Origin of the sequence: Promicromonospora soli (assembly GCF_014653785.1) — a bacterium.
GTDB classification, from domain to species: Bacteria; Actinomycetota; Actinomycetes; order Actinomycetales; family Cellulomonadaceae; genus Promicromonospora; species Promicromonospora soli.
This window is the reverse complement of the sequence record NZ_BNAS01000004.1, coordinates 35,970-51,488: the sequence shown is the minus strand read 5'-3', so window position 1 is coordinate 51,488 and position 15,519 is coordinate 35,970. Positions and strand designations below refer to the sequence as shown.

General features: G+C 71.8%; 14 protein-coding genes. 8 read left to right on the top strand and 6 right to left on the bottom strand.

The genetic code is table 11. The annotated features are described in order from the left end of the window. Positions 1-7 precede the first annotated feature (7 nt). The 3 genes from IE250_RS13340 to IE250_RS13330 are packed head-to-tail and all read right to left on the bottom strand — an operon-like array spanning position 8 to position 1,676. Positions 8-757 carry a S1C family serine protease gene (locus tag IE250_RS13340; protein ID WP_373301682.1) on the bottom strand — a complete coding sequence of 250 codons (750 nt, stop codon included), beginning with the start codon at positions 755-757 and terminating at the stop codon, positions 8-10. Further along, positions 754-1,299 carry a hypothetical protein gene (locus tag IE250_RS13335; protein WP_189669797.1) on the bottom strand — a complete coding sequence of 182 codons (546 nt, stop codon included), beginning with the start codon at positions 1,297-1,299 and terminating at the stop codon, positions 754-756. The genes IE250_RS13340 and IE250_RS13335 overlap by 4 nt, the downstream gene beginning before the upstream one ends. Continuing rightward, positions 1,299-1,676 carry a DUF1844 domain-containing protein gene (locus IE250_RS13330; protein ID WP_189669796.1) on the bottom strand — a complete coding sequence of 126 codons (378 nt, stop codon included), beginning with the start codon at positions 1,674-1,676 and terminating at the stop codon, positions 1,299-1,301. Before IE250_RS13330 ends, IE250_RS13335 begins: the two co-directional genes overlap by 1 nt. 98 nt (positions 1,677-1,774) lie before the next feature. On the opposite strand from IE250_RS13330, the gene IE250_RS13325 reads away from it, so the two are divergent. Together IE250_RS13325 and IE250_RS13320 are read left to right on the top strand one after the other, a co-directional pair. After that, positions 1,775-4,864 (top strand): alpha-mannosidase, encoded by a 3,090-nt coding sequence (locus IE250_RS13325; RefSeq protein WP_189669795.1) that lies wholly within the window; start codon positions 1,775-1,777, stop codon positions 4,862-4,864. Further along, positions 4,861-8,094 carry a GH92 family glycosyl hydrolase gene (locus tag IE250_RS13320; protein WP_189669794.1) on the top strand — a complete coding sequence of 1,078 codons (3,234 nt, stop codon included), beginning with the start codon at positions 4,861-4,863 and terminating at the stop codon, positions 8,092-8,094. Before IE250_RS13325 ends, IE250_RS13320 begins: the two co-directional genes overlap by 4 nt. Before the next feature lie 58 nt (positions 8,095-8,152). On the opposite strand, the gene IE250_RS13315 is transcribed toward IE250_RS13320, so the two are convergent. Both IE250_RS13315 and IE250_RS13310 read right to left on the bottom strand, forming a co-directional pair. Next, positions 8,153-9,601 (bottom strand): catalase, encoded by a 1,449-nt coding sequence (locus IE250_RS13315; RefSeq protein ID WP_189669793.1) that lies wholly within the window; start codon positions 9,599-9,601, stop codon positions 8,153-8,155. A gap of 112 nt (positions 9,602-9,713) precedes the next feature. Beyond that, positions 9,714-10,145: a Fur family transcriptional regulator gene (locus IE250_RS13310; protein ID WP_189669792.1), complete on the bottom strand. Its 432-nt coding sequence runs from the start codon at positions 10,143-10,145 to the stop codon at positions 9,714-9,716. Between the two features lie 253 nt (positions 10,146-10,398). Here IE250_RS13310 and infC point away from each other — a divergent pair, with 253 nt between their 5' ends. The 4 genes from infC to IE250_RS13290 all read left to right on the top strand — a co-directional run bounded on the left by infC (position 10,399) and on the right by IE250_RS13290 (position 13,109). Then, positions 10,399-11,466 (top strand): translation initiation factor IF-3, encoded by a 1,068-nt coding sequence (gene infC, locus IE250_RS13305; protein WP_189669791.1) that lies wholly within the window; start codon positions 10,399-10,401, stop codon positions 11,464-11,466. A 103-nt stretch (positions 11,467-11,569) separates the two neighbouring features. Next, positions 11,570-11,764: a 50S ribosomal protein L35 gene (gene rpmI / locus IE250_RS13300; RefSeq protein WP_129783196.1), complete on the top strand. Its 195-nt coding sequence runs from the start codon at positions 11,570-11,572 to the stop codon at positions 11,762-11,764. A 68-nt stretch (positions 11,765-11,832) separates the two neighbouring features. Continuing rightward, positions 11,833-12,216 carry a 50S ribosomal protein L20 gene (gene rplT / locus IE250_RS13295; RefSeq protein WP_108490904.1) on the top strand — a complete coding sequence of 128 codons (384 nt, stop codon included), beginning with the start codon at positions 11,833-11,835 and terminating at the stop codon, positions 12,214-12,216. Between the two features lie 56 nt (positions 12,217-12,272). Continuing rightward, positions 12,273-13,109 (top strand): TrmH family RNA methyltransferase, encoded by an 837-nt coding sequence (locus tag IE250_RS13290; protein ID WP_229872433.1) that lies wholly within the window; start codon positions 12,273-12,275, stop codon positions 13,107-13,109. A 37-nt stretch (positions 13,110-13,146) separates the two neighbouring features. On the opposite strand, the gene IE250_RS24560 is transcribed toward IE250_RS13290, so the two are convergent. Then, positions 13,147-13,944: a MarR family winged helix-turn-helix transcriptional regulator gene (locus IE250_RS24560; protein ID WP_229872432.1), complete on the bottom strand. Its 798-nt coding sequence runs from the start codon at positions 13,942-13,944 to the stop codon at positions 13,147-13,149. 208 nt (positions 13,945-14,152) lie between these two features. Between IE250_RS24560 and IE250_RS13280 the strand changes: the two genes are divergently transcribed. Together IE250_RS13280 and thpR are read left to right on the top strand one after the other, a co-directional pair. Beyond that, positions 14,153-14,581, top strand: coding sequence for a hypothetical protein (locus tag IE250_RS13280; RefSeq protein WP_229872431.1), 429 nt, complete (start codon positions 14,153-14,155; stop codon positions 14,579-14,581). 154 nt (positions 14,582-14,735) lie between these two features. Beyond that, positions 14,736-15,332, top strand: a complete 597-nt coding sequence (thpR, locus tag IE250_RS13275; protein WP_189669789.1) for an RNA 2',3'-cyclic phosphodiesterase — start codon at positions 14,736-14,738, stop codon at positions 15,330-15,332. Positions 15,333-15,519 lie beyond the last annotated feature (187 nt).

Genomic DNA, 15,519 nt, shown 5'->3' with positions numbered 1-15,519 from the left:
GCAGCGCTCAGCAGCCCTTTGCCGGCGTGAACGCCGTGTTGTCGGCCAGCATGTCCTGGAGCGTCGACAGCGGCACGAGCAGGCTGTCGTCGTCGGCCGTCTTGGCGTAGACGACGCCGATCACGCGGCCCTTGGCGTCCAGCGCCGCCGACCCCGAGGAGCCGGGCTCGACGGGAGCGTCGGTGAGCAGCACCTCGCCGAGGTTCGCGTTCAGGGGGTCGCGCGTCGTGCTCATCACCTCGCCCTGCGTCACGGTGAGCTCGCCGCCCGCGGGGTAGCCGACCACGGTGACGGGGTCGCCGGGCTTCGGGTCGGCCTTCGCCAGCTCGGGGAACGACGGCAGGGGATCGGTGGTCCGGACCACCGCGAGGTCCGCGAGATCCGCGGTCGACGTGGTGCCGACCGTGATGTCGTGCCCGTCGTAGGTGCTGACCTCGAGCTCCTCCGACTCCGCGACGACGTGCTTGTTCGTGATCAGGGTGTGCTCGTCGACGGCGAAGCCGGACCCCGTCGACAGCTCCTCGCAGCCCACGTTGCGGATCCGGACCGCCATGCGCTCCACGGCGTCGAACCCGTCGGGGCTCAGGGCGCCGCCTCCGGCCCCGGGGGACAGGCCCGCCGGCGCGGAAGGCACGATGTCGCTGGGCACCGGCTCCGGGAGGGGCGGCAGCACACCGCAGCCGCCGAGCGACCCGGTCAGGACGAGTGCCCCGGCAACGAGGGAGCGGCCCGCGAACGAACGTGCAGTCAGCCTCACGGGCGCAGCTCCCGCTGCAGCGCGTCGTTGGCCTGCTCGGCGTCGGCACACAGCGAGCCGACCTGCTGCTCGTACCGGCGCAGGTCAGCAGCCTCGTACTGGTCGGCCTCCTTGAGGTAGCCGACGAGCTGCTCCTGGCCCGACACGCACTGCCCGAGCGCTGAGGCCACGGTGGCCGCGGCCGCGCTGACCTGCGTCTGGTAGTCGAGGTACTGCTGGGAGGCGACGTTCTCGTCACCCAGCTGGGCCTTCTCGTTCGCCAGGTCCCTGATTCGCGCCGTCGCCGTGGACAGCTGGTCCCGGGCGGCCTCCAGCTCCGAGCTGGCGCCGTCGAGCTGCATGCGCAGCGAGGCCACCTCCTCGGCGTAACCGTGCGCCTTCTCCTCCCACTCGGCGGAGCTGCGCTGCCAGCGCACGGTGGTGAGCCAGAGGTACGCGCCGACGGCGATCGTCGCGACCAGCACGACGGCGAGCACGCGTGAACCACGACGCACCGGTGCCCGCACGGGCCCTGGCGCCGCCACGACGGGAGCCTCGGTCATCAGACGACGGACCCCGTGTACTTCTCGCCCGGCCCCTCGCCCGGCTCGTCGGGGATCACCGACGCCTCCCGGAACGCGAGCTGGAGGCTGCGCAGGCCGTCCCGCAGCGAGCGGGCGTGCTGGTTGCCGATGTCGGGAGCGCTCGCGACGACCAGCGCCGCCAGCGCCGTGATCAGCTTGCGGGCCTCGTCGAGGTCCTTGTGCTCCTCGGCGTCGGGACCCTCGGCCAGGCCGCACTTCACGGCGGCCGCGCTCATGAGGTGCACGGCGGCGGTCGTGATGACCTCGACGGCCGCTACCTCGGCGATGTCGCGCGTGGCCTGATCGGCGCCTACCGGAGCATCGATGCCGGTGGGAGTCTCATCGGTGGTGCTCATGGGCACCATCCTTCCATCCCGGCAGGGGTGCGGGTGAACATCTGGCCCGGGCAGGTAGCCTGCCTTGCGTTCAACGGTGAAACAGGGGAGGCCATTCGATGCATGACGACATCACACTGACCACCGGGCGCGCGAAGCGGGTGCTGACCGAGCGGATCTGGCCCGCGGTGCACGGGACGTCCGTACCGTTCGACGTCGAGTGGCACGTCCTGCCGGGGGAGCCGGTTCCCCCGCAGGAGGGCCTGACCCTCCCGATGGAACCCTACGAGGTCGGCACGCCGTGGGGCCGCGCGTGGGGCACCACCTGGTTCCGGCTGGCGGGCACTGTCCCCGCCGATTGGGCGGGCCGGACCGTCGAGGCCGTCGTGGACCTGGGCTTCGACGTGAACATGCCTGGCTTCCAGTGCGAGGCGCTGGTGTACCGGCCGGACGGCAGCCCGGTGAAGTCGATCAACCCCCGCAACCAGCACGTCCCGTTGTCCGACGCCGCGACCGGCGGCGAGCAGGTCGAGCTGCTCCTGGAAGCGGCGTCGAACCCCGTTCTTCTCGACTACCACCCCTTCCTGCCGACCCAGGAGGGTGACACCGCCACCTCGTCCCAGCGCCCCCTGTACACGACCCGGCGCATGGACCTCGCGATCTTCGAGGCCGAGGTGCACGACCTCGCTCTCGACATCGAGGTGCTGCTCGAGCTGCAGGCCGAGCTGCCCACCGGCCCCCGCCGGATGCGCATCCTGCAAGCCCTCGACGACGCCCTCGACGTGCTCGACCTGCAGCGCATCCCCGAGACCGCCCCCGCAGCCCGGGCCGCGCTCGCGGACGTGCTCGCCAGCCCGGCGGAGCCGAGCGCCCACGAGATCTCCGCCGTCGGGCACGCGCACATCGACTCCGCCTGGCTGTGGCCGGTGCGCGAGACGATCCGCAAGGTCGCCCGCACCACATCGTCGATGGCGGACCTCATCGACCGCACCGACGACTTCGTGTACGGGATGTCGTCCGCGCAGCAGTACGCGTGGGTCAAGGAGCACCGGCCCGAGGTGTGGGCCCGGATCAAGGACGCCGTCGCGGCCGGCCGGTTCCTGCCGCTGGGCGGGATGTGGGTCGAGTCCGACACCGTGATGCCCTCGGGCGAGGCGCTCACGCGCCAGCTCTCGCAGGGGCAGCGGTTCTTCGAGAGGGAGTTCGGCCTGCGCTCGCACGGCGTGTGGCTGCCGGACTCGTTCGGCTACTCGCCGGCCTTGCCGCAGCTGGTGCGCCGCGCCGGGTTCGACTGGTTCTTCACGCAGAAGATCTCCTGGAACCAGGTCAACAAGTTCCCGCACCACACGTTCTGGTGGGAGGGCATCGACGGCTCGCGCGTCCTGACCCACTTCCCGCCCATGGACACCTACAACTCGCAGCTCTCGGGCGAGGAGGTCGCCAGGGCGACGCGCCAGTTCCGCGAGGCGCGCCGCGCCACGGGCTCGATTGCGCCCGTCGGGTGGGGCGACGGCGGCGGCGGCACCACCCGGGAGATGACCGGCAAGGCCCGCCGGATGGCCGACCTCGAGGGCAGCGCGAAGGTCCGCTGGGAGCATCCGGACGCCTTTTTCGAGCGCGCTCGCGGGGAGCTGACCGCTTCCGGCTCGGCTGACAGCGCTGTCTGGGTGGGCGAGCTCTACCTGGAGCTGCACCGGGCCACCCTGACCTCGCAGCACAGGACGAAGCAGGGCAACCGCCGCAACGAGCAGCTCCTGGTCGAGGCGGAGGCGTGGGCCGCCACGGCGTCTGCCCGTACCGGGGCGGCCTACCCGTACGACGAGCTCGACGCCCTGTGGCAGCAGGTCCTGCTGCTTCAGTTCCACGACATCCTGCCCGGCACGTCCATCGCCTGGGTGCATCGCGAGGCCGTCGCGCAGCACGCGGCGATCACCGCGGGCGCGCAGGAGATCATCGAGCGCTCCCTGCGGACGCTGGTGGGGGAGGGCGACACGGCCCTGCGGGCCAACCCGGCCGTGTTCGCCCAGGCGGGGGTCCCCGCACTCGGCGTGGGGCCGGCCTCGCCCCCGGCCGCGGCCCCGAGCACCCTGACGGAGCTGCCCGACGGCGGATTCGTCCTGGCGAACGACCTCGTCCGGGTCACGCTGGACGCCGCGGGCCACGTGACGTCTGCTATCGACCTGGCCACCGGCCGCGACGCGGTGGCGCCCGGTCGTGAGGCCAACGTGCTGCAGCTGCATCAGGACTTCCCCAACCAGTGGGACGCCTGGGACGTGGACCGGTTCTACCGGAACTCGGTGACCGACCTGCGCGACGCCGAGAAGGTCACCGGAGGTGTGGACGACGGCGTGGCCGTGGTGACGGTGCACCGGCAGTTCTCGGCCTCCGGCGTCGACCAGGCGATCACGCTCGCGCCGGGCAGCCGGACCCTCGAGGTCACCCTGGAGACCGACTGGCACGAGGCCGAGAAGTTTCTCAAGGTCGCCTTCCCGCTCGACGTGCGCGCCGAGCACATCGCCGCCGAGACGCAGTTCGGCTTCCACAAGCGGGTCACGCACACCAACACCAGCTGGGAGGCCGCCAAGTTCGAGGCGTCCATGCACAGGTGGCTGCTCGCCGAGGAGCCGGGCTTCGGCGTCGCCCTGGTCAACGACTCGTCCTACGGGTACGACGTGACCCGCGAGGTGTCCGACGGCGGCGTGGCGCCGTCGGAGGGAGCGCCCGAGGTGACCACCACGGTGCGGCTGTCGCTGCTGCGGGCCCCGCGGTTCCCCGACCCGGAGACCGACCAGGGCATCCAGACTCACCGGTACGGCCTGGTGGTCGGCGCCGACGCCGCGGTGGCGACCGAGGCTGGCGCGACGTTCGGCGCGCGCCCGCGCGAGCTGCGCGGCCGTGCCGGCGTCGAGCCCCTGGTCAGTGTGGCGGGAGGCGTGACGCTGTCCGCGGTCAAGCTCGCCGACGACCGCTCCGGCGACCTCGTGGTGCGGGTCTACGAGGCGCTGGGACGCCGCGCGTCGGGCACCGTCACCGTGGCGGCGCCGGTGGCCGGCGTTCGCACCGTGAGCCTGATCGAGGACGACGTCAAGGCCGGTGCGGTGGACGAGACGGCGGACGGCGGCGTCGCGGTGGAGCTGAGCCCGTTCGAGGTCCGCACCCTGCGCTTCGTGCTGGGCAGCACTGGCCGGGTCCCGGGAGGCGCCACGTGAGGGGGCCCGCGCACGTTCCGGCGGGCCGGCCCGGCGTCGGGCTGACGCGCGAGCGCGCGCGGCGGGTGCGACACCGTGGCTCGCGCCGCACGGTGGTCCTCGACGGGCTGGACGTGCCGGTCAGGGCGGGCACGGAGCTGCGCTACATCCTCCTGCCGGTGCTCGACCGCGAGCTCACCTACCGCTCGACCTACGTGGCGATCGACCTGCTGCTCGACGACGGGACGTGGCTCTCGCACACCACGTCCGGGCGGGCGCTGAGGGACCAGCACGGGATGCCCGCGACCGCCGACGGGCAGGGGGACGCGCGGATCCTGGTGCCCGACCACTGGAACCTGGTCCGGGTGGATCTTGGCCCGCTGGCCGAGGAGGCCCCGGGCCGCCGCGTACGTGCGGCCGCCGTCGTGACCGCCCCGCCGGACGGCGGACGCAGCGAGGTGTGGCTCGATTCCGTGTCAGTCGGGCCGCGGCGCGAGCGCACGATCACGGGCCGCACGGACCTCGTCGACACCCGGCGGGGTACCCACTCGTCGGGGGCGTACTCCCGCGGGAACACGGTCCCCTCGGCGGCGGTGCCGAACGGCTTCACGATGTGGGTTCCGCTGACCGACGCGTCGTCGGAGCGCTGGCTGTACTCGTGGGCAGCGCACAACGGTCCGGACAACCGGCCGCGCCTGCAGGGCGTCGGCATCTCGCACGAGCCGAGCCCATGGATGGGAGACCGCGACCAGCTCGCGTTCCACCTGGTCCCCGCGCGGCCGGGCGGCTCCGGCGAGGACGAGGTCCCCTCCGCTGCCCTGGCGTCCCGCGCCATCGGGTTCTCGCACGACGCCGAGACGGCCCGCCCGCACCTCTACGCCGTCGACCTGGACGGCGGCGCCCGTGTGGCGGTCGCGGCGTCCGACCACGGCGGCGTGCTGCGGTTCACCTTCCCGCCCGGGTCCACGACGGGCCACCTGCTGTTCGACGCCGTGAGCGACGCCGGCGCGGAGGGCCCGCCCGTGGCGGTCACGGTGCACGCGGACGGCACGCTCACCGGCTGGAGCGACCACGGCAGCCCGCTGTCGGTGGGCCGCAGCCGCATGTACGTGGTGGGCCGGATCTCGCGGCCCGTCCTGCGCACGGGCCGGGCCCGCGGCCGGGACCACGCCACCTACGCGACCGTTGCGCTGGACCCCGGGCCCGCGGACGGTTCCGAGGCCGGGTCCGGCGCCGAGGCAGGCCGTACGGCCGAGGTGCGCGTGGCGACGTCGTACATCAGCGAGGACCTCGCCTGGTGCGCCCTGGAGCGGGAGGTGGCCGGCTCCTTCGACGAGGTCGCCGACCGCGCCCGCGCGCAGTGGGAGGAGCGCCTCGGCGTGCTCGACGTCCAGGGTGCGACTGAGGAGCAGGAGGTCACGCTGTACTCCAACCTCTACCGCCTGAACCTGTACCCGTCCTCCTACACGGAGCTCGGGGCCGACGGCGAGCCCGTCCACGCGTCGCCGGTGCTCGACGGAGCGCCCGCCGTACCCGGCGAGATGTTCGTGAACCACGGGTTCTGGGACACCTACCGCACCTGCTGGCCGGCCTACGCGCTGCTGTACCCGCAGGTCGCGGCACGGCTGGCGGACGGGTTCGTGCAGCAGTACCGCGAGGGCGGCTGGGTGGCCCGGTGGTCGTCGCCGGGCTACGCCGACCTGATGACGGGCACGTCGTCCGACGTCGCCTTCGCCGACCTGTACCTGCGCGGTGTCGCCCTGCCCGACCCGCTCGCCACCTACGACGCGGGGCTGCGCAACGCGACGGCCCTGCCTACCCGGTCCGGCGTGGGCCGCAAGGGCCAGGACTTCGCGCTCATCCACGGCTGGGTGCCGCGCTCCGTCGACGAGTCTGTGTCCTGGAGCCTCGAGGGCTACATCAACGACGCGGGGCTGGCGCGCATGGCGGAGGCGCTCGCCGACGCGCCCGGCACTCCCGAGCACCGTCGGCGCGCGCTGCGCGACGATGCCGCCTACCTGCGGCAGAGCGCGCTCGGGTACGTGCACCTCTTCGACGCTGGGACGGGCTTCTTCCGGGGGCGCGGCCGGGACGGGTCGTTCGGCTCCGGCCGGTTCGATCCGGGGGAGTGGGGCGGCGACTACACCGAGTCCGACGCCTGGAACTTCCTCTTCCACCCGGTGCACGACGGCGCGGGCCTTGCCGCGCTGCACGGCGGTCCCGCCGGGCTCGCGCGGCTGCTGGACCGGTTCTTCGCCACCCCGGAGCGAGCGGACCGGCCCGGGTCCTACGGGTCCGTGATCCACGAGATGGTCGAGGCCCGCGACGTGCGCCTGGGCCAGCTCGGGCAGTCGAACCAGGTGTCGCACCACATCCCGTACGCGTGGCTGTTCGCCGGGCGGCCGGACCGCACGCAGGAGACGGTGCGCGAGATCCTGGCGCGGCTGTGGACGGGCAGCGAGATCGGGCAGGGCTACCACGGCGACGAGGACAACGGGGAGATGTCGGCCTGGTACGTCCTCTCGGCCCTCGGCCTGTACCCGCTGGAGATCGGGTCACCGCGCTGGGCGGTGACCACGCCGCTCTTCGAGCGCGCGGTGGTGCACCGCCCCGACGGCGACCTCGTGGTCGACGCACCGGGCGCGGCGGACCACTGGTACGTGGCGGGCCTCGACGTGTCCGACGCGGTCGGCGTCACCCGGGAGGTCACCGCACCGTCGGTGGACCACGGCGACCTCGTCGGTGGAGCGACGCTGCGGTTCGCCCTGTCGGGGACGCCGACGAGCTGGGGCGTGCCGACGTCGGGCGACGGGCCTGGGATGGAGTCCGGGCATGGTTCGGGTTCTGGTTCTCGTTCCGGGGCGGCGCCCGCCCGGCCGTGGCAGCGGGCCGACGGCGGCTGGCGCGACGCCGAAGGGCCCCTGCCGCGGCTGACGGACGGCGACCTGACGACGCCGGCCGAGGTGGCCGGGACACTCGAGTGGCGTCCCGCCGGCGAGACTCCGCGGGGTGCCGTGCTGCGCGCGTACACGCTGACGTCGGCGGTGGCCGGCGTCGCGCCGCCGTCGGCGTGGCGCCTGGTCACCGACGACGGACATGTGCTGGACGAGCGCTCCGGCGAGAAGTGGCCCTGGCCGGGCCAGCTCCGGCCGTTCGTGCTGGACGAGCCCGCGCCGCTGACCGGGCTCCGGCTGGAGCTCGGCGAGCCGGGCGGGCTCGCCCAGGTGGAGCTGCTGGTGGGTCCCGCGTGAGAACGGTGGAGGCCGGGCTCCCAGGGTGGGAGCCCGGCCTCGGCCGTTGCGGAGTGGATCAGGCCGCGACCGCGGCGCGGAGCTTGGCGCCCAGCTCCTCGTCGACGTTCGTCCAGTACTGGAAGAAGCGCTCACGGATCTCGTCGACCGTGATGGCCTGGCCCTGGCCGGTCAGGGTCTCCAGCAGACGGGCCTTGGCGCCGTCGTCGTAGACCTCGCGGTAGAGGGTGCCGGGCTGGCCGAAGTCGCTGTCCTCGCTGTGCAGCGTGGCGGCGGAGCGGACCAGCGTGCCGTCCGACTCCCAGGAGCCGTCGGCCCCACGGGCCGGGTCGGCGACGGGGCCGCCGAACGAGTTCGGCGCGTAGTTCGGGGTGCCGACCTCGTTGAAGGTGTGCCGCTGCGAGCCGTCTTGCGAGTAGTTGTGCACCTCGGCGGCGTGCGGCTGGTTCACCGGGACCGACTGGTAGTTGGTGCCCACGCGGTAGCGCTGGGCGTCCGGGTAGGAGAACACGCGGGCCATCAGCATCTTGTCGGGCGAGATGTCGGTGCCCGGGACCTGGTTGGCCGGGGACAGCGCGATCTGCTCGATCTCCGCGAAGTGGTTCTTCGGGTTGCGGTTCAGCGTGAAGTGGCCGAAGTGGATCAGCGGGTAGTCCGCGTGCGGCCAGACCTTGGTCAGGTCGAACGGGTTGAAGCGGTAGGTCTTCGCGTCGTCGTACGGCATGACCTGAACCTTGATGTCCCACGTCGGGCTGTCGCCGCGCTCGATCGCCTCGTACAGGTCGCGGCGGTAGTAGTCCGCGTCCTGCCCGGCGATCTTCGCGGCCTCGTCGTTGTCGAGGAACTTGACACCCTGGCGGGAGATGAAGTGGTACTTCACCCAGAACTTCTCGCCGGCGGCGTTGGTCCACATGTAGGTGTGCGAGCCGTAACCGTTCAGCTCACGCCACGAGGCCGGGAGGCCGCGGTCGCCCATGAGGTAGGTGACCTGGTGGGCCGACTCCGGCGAAAGGGTCCAGAAGTCCCACTGCATGTCGGCGTCGCGCAGACCCGACCACGGCAGGCGCTTCTGCGAGTGGATGAAGTCCGGGAACTTGATCGCGTCGCGGATGAAGAACACCGGGGTGTTGTTGCCGACGATGTCGAGGTTGCCCTCGCTCGTGTAGAAGCGCAGGGCGAAACCGCGCACGTCACGCCAGGTGTCGGGCGAGCCCATCTCGCCGGCGACCGACGAGAAGCGCAGCGCCACCTCGCCCTTGGCGCCGGGCTGGAACGCCGCGGCACGCGTGTACTGCGACACGTCACCGGTGATCTCCCACTCGCCGAAGGCGCCGCCGCCCTTGGCATGCACGATCCGCTCCGGGATGCGCTCGCGGTTGAACTGCGCAAGCTTCTCGACCAGGTAGCGGTCGTGGAGCACCGTGGCGCCGTCGGCGCCGACGGTCAGTGAGTGCGCATCGCTGACGACCGGCGTTCCGGTCTGCGTGGTGGTGTAGGGAGTAGTCATCTCAGACGTGCCTTCCTTTTCGGCTGCTTGCGGGGGTTCTTGCGGGGTTCAGCTGGTCAGAAAGTCTGCGCGGCGGCGCCTGCGGGCGAGGCCTCGGCGGGGCTGCGGGGCCTCAGGTGCGGCAGTCGAGACACAGGCCCCAGTAGGTGACCTCGGCGGTCTCGACCACGAACCCGTGGTCGTCGCTCGGGGTGAGGCAGGGCGCGTGGCCGACCGTGCAGTCCACGTCGCCGATGGTGCCGCAGGCGCGGCAGACGACGTGGTGGTGGTTGTCGCCGGTGCGGCGCTCGTAGCGCGCGGGGTGGCCGGCGGGCTCGATGCGGCGCAGGAGGCCGGCGTCGGTCAGCGCGTGCAGGACGTCGTACACCGCCTGCACGGACACGGTGCCGAGCTCCGCGCGGACCGAGCTCAGTACGTCGTCGGCCGTGGCGTGCTGGCTCTCGCCCACCGCGTGCAGGGCTGCCACACGGGGGGCGGTCACGCGCAGGCCGGCGCCACGGAGGATGTCCTCGGGGGTCGCGGTGGCGGGTGCGGTCGACGTCATGACCAGGAGCGTAGCCGCTAAACTGGAATCATTCCAGTTGTCGGGCGACATCACATTCCCTGGACTGGGGCTGCGGACCGCGCCGTGCTAATCTGTTCTGCGACCAACCCGGCACCGTAGTAGACGCTACGAAGCCGGGTGCACCAAGTGGATCCCATCCCACCCGAGTCACGACAGAGCGCCCGACAAGGCGCCGACAGTGTCCGGGTCCCGGTCGGACGGCACGGTTGTTCCGTGTTGTCCTTTCCGTGCGATGGCCTCCACCTGTGTTCAGGGCGGGGGCCATTTCCCGTTCCTGGTGGTCCACCAACGACTTCTTAGGAGCATCACCATCACCGAGCCTCGCATCAACGACCGGATCCGTGTCCCCGAGGTCCGACTCATCGGTCCTGGCGGGGAGCAGGTCGGCGTGGTTGCCACGGCGGTCGCCCTGAAGCTCGCCCAGGACGCAGACCTCGACCTCGTCGAGGTCGCACCGGACGCCCGCCCGCCCGTCGCCAAGCTCATGGACTTCGGCAAGTTCAAGTACGAGTCCGACATGAAGGCGCGAGAGGCCCGGCGCAACCAGGCGAACACGGTCCTCAAGGAGATCCGTTTCCGGCTCAAGATCGATCCGCACGACTACGGCACCAAGAAGGGCCACGTCGTTCGCTTCCTCTCGGCCGGTGACAAGGTCAAGGTCATGATCATGTTCCGTGGCCGCGAGCAGTCGCGCCCGGAGATGGGCCGTCGCCTGCTGGAGCGCCTCGCGGAGGACGTCTCGGACCTCGGCTTCGTCGAGTCGATGCCGAAGCAGGACGGCCGCAACATGACGATGGTCCTCGGGCCGGTCAAGAAGAAGGCGGACGCCAAGGTCGAGCAGCGCAAGCGCGCGGCCGAGGTGAACGCAGGCCGGATGACCAAGTCGGAGGCCAAGGCCCAGGCCCGCGCCGCCGACGAGCCCGAGGGCTCGGAGCTGGTCGAGGACCAGGTCGACGAGACGATCGAGACCTCGGTCGAGGAGCCCGTCGCGGCGCCCGCTGCCGAGCCGGTCGAGGAGCCTGTTGCGGAGACCGAGCCCGAGCCGGTCGTCGAGCCCGAGCCCGCCGCGGAGCCTGAGCCCGTCGTCGAGCCCGAGTCCGTCGTCGAGCCTGAGCCCGAGCCCGCCGTCGAGACGCCTGCCCCGGCAGCGCCGAAGCCGGCCACCAAGCCCGCGGCCAAGACTGTCTCCAAGCCGGCAGCGAAGCCCGCCGCCAAGGCGGCTCCGAAGCCCGTACCGGCCCCCAAGCCGGCGCCGAAGCCCGTGGCCCCCAAGCCGCGTGCACCGCGCAAGGCCGGCTGAGGCCACGGTCCCCAAGACCACTAGGACACCGGGCCGGCCCACCGGCCCAGGTAAACGTCGCCGTTCCAGCAACGGTCGACCGACATGAGGAGAGACGGCAGTCATGCCGAAGAACAAGACGCACTCCGGCTCGAAGAAGCGGTTCAAGGTCACCGGTAGCGGCAAGGTCATGCGCGAGCAGACCAACGCCCGCCACTACCTCGAGCACAAGTCCAGCCGTCGCACGCGTCGTCTGGCCATGGACCAGGTCGTCGCACCGGCCGACGTCAAGAAGGTCAAGAAGCTGCTCGGTAAGTGACCTTTGTGGTGACGCCCGACGGGCGTCGCCAGGAACCCTTTTAAGCCCCGAAGTACAAGGAGTCTCACGTGGCACGCGTGAAGCGGGCAGTAAATGCCCAGAAGAAGCGCCGTACAACCCTCGAGCGCGCCGCCGGTTACCGCGGCCAGCGCTCGCGCCTCTACCGGAAGGCGAAGGAGCAGGTCACCCACTCGCTCGTCTACGCCTACCGTGACCGGAAGGCGCGCAAGGGCGACTTCCGCAAGCTGTGGATCCAGCGCATCAACGCTGCGTCCCGCGCGCAGGGTCTGACCTACAACCGCCTCATCCAGGGCCTCAAGGCCGCTGGTGTCGAGGTCGACCGCCGCATGCTCGCCGAGCTCGCGGTCAACGACGTGGCGGCGTTCAACGCCCTCGTCCAGGTCGCCAAGGACGCGCTGCCGGCGGATGTCAACGCCCCGGCCGCTGCCTGAGGTTGAGCAGTTCACCGGACGCCCGGACAGTGCACTCCTCGGAGGCACCACTTGATGTGACGCTCGCGAATCCGCGAGCCGACCGCGTCAAGCAGGTGCGGGCACTGGCCGGGCGTTCGGCGCGCTCCCGGCACGGGCTGTATCTGGTGGAAGGACCCCAGGGCGTCCGGGAGGCCGTGCGGCACGCGGCATCGTCGGTCCGTGACGTGTACCTGACACCGACGGCCGCGTCGCGGTATTCCGAGATAGCCGACGCCGCGCGGGCGGCCGGGCTGTTCCTGCACATCGGTGCCCCCGAGGTGCTCGACGCGATGAGCCCCGACGCGCAGGGCGTGCTCGCCGTCGTGCGGTCCGGCGCGCCGTCGCTGCGCGAGGCGCTGGACGCGCGGGACCCGGAGCGCGCCGGACGGCCGCTGCTCGTCGCCGTGCTCGCAACGGTTCGCGACCCCGGGAACGCCGGCACGGTGATTCGCGCCGCCGACGCCGCGGGTGCCGACCTGGTGGTCCTCGCCGGGGAGAGTGTCGACGTGCACAACCCGAAGGTCGTGCGCTCGACCGCCGGATCGCTGTTCCACCTGCCGGTCGTCGCGGGCCTCTCGCTCGAGGCCGCGCTGGCGGAGCTCCGCGCTGCGGGTTGCCACGTCCTGGCCGCGGACGGCGCGGGACCGCTCGACCTGGACGACCTCCTGGACGACGCGGGGACCGGTAGCTCCCCGGACCTCGCCGGGCCGACCGCCTGGGTGTTCGGCAACGAGGCCTGGGGTCTGCCCGAGGAGGACCGCGCTCTGGCCGACGCCGTCGTGCGGGTGCCGATCCGCGGCAGGGCGGAGTCGCTCAACCTGGCGACGGCGGCGACGGTCTGCCTGTACGCGAGCAGCCGCGCCCAGCGCTGAACGCGCTGGCCGCGGCTGAGTGCCGGCGCACTCGCCGTCACTCCTCGCCCTGGTCGTCTCGCCGGCCGCGGCGGCCGCGCCGGCCGTGCGGACCGGGGTGTCCGCCGGGGCCGCCGAACCAAGGGCCGCCGCCGAAACCGCCAGGTCCGCCGAAACCGCCAGGTCCGCCGAAACCGCCAGGTCCGCCGAACTCGCCGGGGAACCCGCCACGGCCGAACCCGGGGCGCACACGCGGGTCGAACCCGCCGCGGGACCGCCAGAACTCCTCGAACGCCTCGCGACGCTCACCGAACTCGTCGGCCCACTCCTGCTCGGCGCGTTCGAGGACCCTGCCCAGGTACCCGGACAGCTGCGCCACCTCTTCGTCGTCGAGGACGTCCAGCAGCTCCGGCGTCCCGTGGGGTGGGCGCTCGGTGGCCTGCTCAGCTGCCTTGCCCGCTTCGGTGAGACGGACGACGACCACACGCTTGTCGCCGGCCGACGGCTCGCGCTCGATCAGCCCTTGCTTCTCCAGCTTGGACAGCAGCTCGGCTGTCGCCTGGCGGGACATGCCCAGCAGGAACGTGAGGTCCTTCTGGGTGGTCTCGGGCTTCAGCTGCAGCAGGGCCAGCACCCGGCCCTGTCCCTGGCTCGGGTCCAGCCATGGGGCTCCGCGTCCCGTCCGCTTCGCGCGCCTGAGCTGGTGCAGCTGCAGCATGCCGACGGTGGACAGCCGGTGCATCGCCTCCTGGCGTGGGTCGTCGGCCTCGGTCTCGTTCTTGTCGGTCTCGTTCATGTGGGGCTCGCTCTCGTTCGGTCCGTTCTGGTCTGTGTCGTTCTGGTCGGTGTAGCTCACGGTTCTCCTTGATTGTCAGGCACCTGTCTGTCAGGTGCTTGACAACAACGATGCGCGCTCAGGAGGACGTCTGTCAAGTGCCTGACTGTCATGCGCCTGACATTTGATCCCCGCGCGAGGGCGGCTCCCATCTCGCCTGCCGGCGCTCCGCGGCTGTCCTCGCCCGCGTCGCCGTGATCGCGGAGCATTCGTCACCTACGGTGGACGGATGAGGCACATACCAGACCTGGGCCGTATCAGTGAGGCTGTCGCCGAGTCGTTCGGCGTGCGGCACGTGTACGGCGAAACGATCGAACGCGACGGCGTGCTCGTTGTCCCGGCTGCGCGGGTGTGGTCCAGCGGGGGTGCGGGAGCGGGTGGCCCGGAGCTCGGCGCCGGCCCGGCCGCACCAGAGGGCCCCGCTGACCGGGCCGAGCTAGGCGCCGGAGCCGAGCCGGACGTACCGGCCGACGGCGGCGGTGGCGGCGTCGGTTTCGGACGCATGGCTGAGCCGGCCGGAGCGTTCGTCGTGGATGAGCGGGGCGTGCGCTGGGTTCCGGCCGTCAACGTGAACCGAATAGTGCTCGGTGGCCAGGTGGCGTTCGTGCTCGCGGCGGCGGTGGTCGGCTGGGCTGTGGCGCACCGGCGCCGCGGATGACGTTCGGGGTCGTGTGGCTTCCGTCGACGACGCGCTGGTCAACACCGTTGGTGCGGTACTCGCGGCGCTGTGGTCGCGCAGGTGGTGGACCTAGCGGTTTGCCCGCCGGGAAATGCTGTGTTCGAGCGGGCTCGTGCACGCATAGGATCGAACGGTGCGGTTGTTCACAGCGGTCATCCCGCCCAAGAATGTCCTGAACCATCTCGGGCTCGCGATCGACGGCGTACCGGCCTCTCCACGGTGGGTCCCCAGGGAGAGTCTGCACATCACGCTCGCGTTCTACGCGGACCTCCCCGAGGGCACGATCCCCGAGCTGCGGGACGAGCTGTCCGATGTCGCGCGCAAGCACGGGCCCATCGACATGCGGCTGCGCGGCGCCGGGTCGTTCGGTGCTCGTGTGCTGTGGATCGGCGTCGACGGCGGGACGGACGCGCTGAAGGGTCTGGCGACCGACTGCCTGGCGGCCTCGCCTCGCGAGGTGCCCGAGGACGTCAAGCCGCACCGCGCCCACCTGACCGTCGCCTACGCGCGCGCGGGTCAGGTGAGGCCGCCGCGCGGACGGGACCGGTGGGGCAAGCGCGCCGGTGGCGAGCCACGGTCGGCGCTGGAGCCTGCCGCTCGGGCGCTGTCCGTGTATGCCGGACCTGACTGGACCGCGGACTCGTTCGCGCTGGTCGAGTCATACCCGGGGGAGGGCCCCCAGGGCGGTTCGCGGTACGAGATCGTGCAGACCTGGGACCTCGAGGGCTGAACGGCGAGAGCCGTCTCCACGGCCGGGACCAGGGCTGCCCCAGCCGTGGAGACATGGCTGTCCGAACTTCTTCGAACATGTGTAGCACCCTACGCCGAACCACTGACATGCCGAAAAAGTGTGCCAAGCGCGGCCGCGTTTGGCGACGGAATCGACGTTGTCGCCCTCGCCCCGACATGGAATGATG

What these genes read in the sequence shown, in the direction of transcription:
- IE250_RS13335 (WP_189669797.1), bottom strand. Translation starts at nt 1,299, where the DNA reads ATGACCGAGGCTCCCGTCGTGGCGGCGCCAGGGCCCGTGCGGGCACCG.
- IE250_RS13330 (WP_189669796.1), bottom strand. Translation starts at nt 1,676, where the DNA reads ATGAGCACCACCGATGAGACTCCCACCGGCATCGATGCTCCGGTAGGC.
- IE250_RS13325 (WP_189669795.1), top strand. Translation starts at nt 1,775, where the DNA reads ATGCATGACGACATCACACTGACCACCGGGCGCGCGAAGCGGGTGCTG.
- IE250_RS13315 (WP_189669793.1), bottom strand. Translation starts at nt 9,601, where the DNA reads ATGACTACTCCCTACACCACCACGCAGACCGGAACGCCGGTCGTCAGC.
- IE250_RS13310 (WP_189669792.1), bottom strand. Translation starts at nt 10,145, where the DNA reads ATGACGTCGACCGCACCCGCCACCGCGACCCCCGAGGACATCCTCCGT.
- infC (WP_189669791.1), top strand. Translation starts at nt 10,399, where the DNA reads ATGGCCTCCACCTGTGTTCAGGGCGGGGGCCATTTCCCGTTCCTGGTG.
- rpmI (WP_129783196.1), top strand. Translation starts at nt 11,570, where the DNA reads ATGCCGAAGAACAAGACGCACTCCGGCTCGAAGAAGCGGTTCAAGGTC.
- IE250_RS13280 (WP_229872431.1), top strand. Translation starts at nt 14,153, where the DNA reads ATGAGGCACATACCAGACCTGGGCCGTATCAGTGAGGCTGTCGCCGAG.